Source organism: Arthrobacter sp. SIMBA_036, from assembly GCF_046535135.1.
GTDB lineage: Bacteria > Actinomycetota > Actinomycetes > Actinomycetales > Micrococcaceae > Arthrobacter.
The window spans coordinates 1-499 of record NZ_JAWRXG010000046.1 but is presented as its reverse complement, the minus strand read 5'-3'; the positions used below and the strand labels follow the sequence as shown (position 1 = coordinate 499).

Below are 499 nucleotides of genomic sequence, written 5' to 3'. Positions count from 1 at the left end.
CGGCGTTCCATCAGGTATTTGATTTCGGGGGCGTCCATGCCGGGGTGGTAGTACGGGGGCCGGTAGAGGTCCGCGTCGAGTTGTTCGTCCGTGATGGGGATCCGGAGGTGGTCACGGAAGGCTTTGAGGTCTTCCATGGTCAGTTTCTTCATTTGGTGGGTCGCGTTGCGGCCTTCGAAGTGCGGGCCCAGTCCGTAGCCTTTGACGGTTTTGGCGAGGATGACGGTGGGTTTGCCCTTGAATTCGGTCGCTGCCTTGTACGCGGCGTAGACCTTGCGGTAGTCGTGGCCGCCGCGTTTGAGGCCCCAGATCTGTTCGTCGGTGAGGTCCGCGACCATGTCTTTGGTGGCCGGGTTTTTCCCGAAGAAGTGTTCCCGGACGAACCCGCCGGATTCGGCTTTGTAGGTTTGGTAGTCACCATCGGGGGTTTCGTTCATGATTTTCACCAACGCCCCGTCGGTGTCTGCTTCCAGCAGGGAGTCCCATTCCCGGCCCCAGA

General features: G+C 60.3%; 1 pseudogene. It reads right to left on the bottom strand.

Going from position 1 to position 499, the window contains the following annotated elements:
* Positions 1-499: pseudogene (locus tag SB659_RS19070) on the bottom strand (pyruvate dehydrogenase (acetyl-transferring), homodimeric type); the annotation flags it as partial.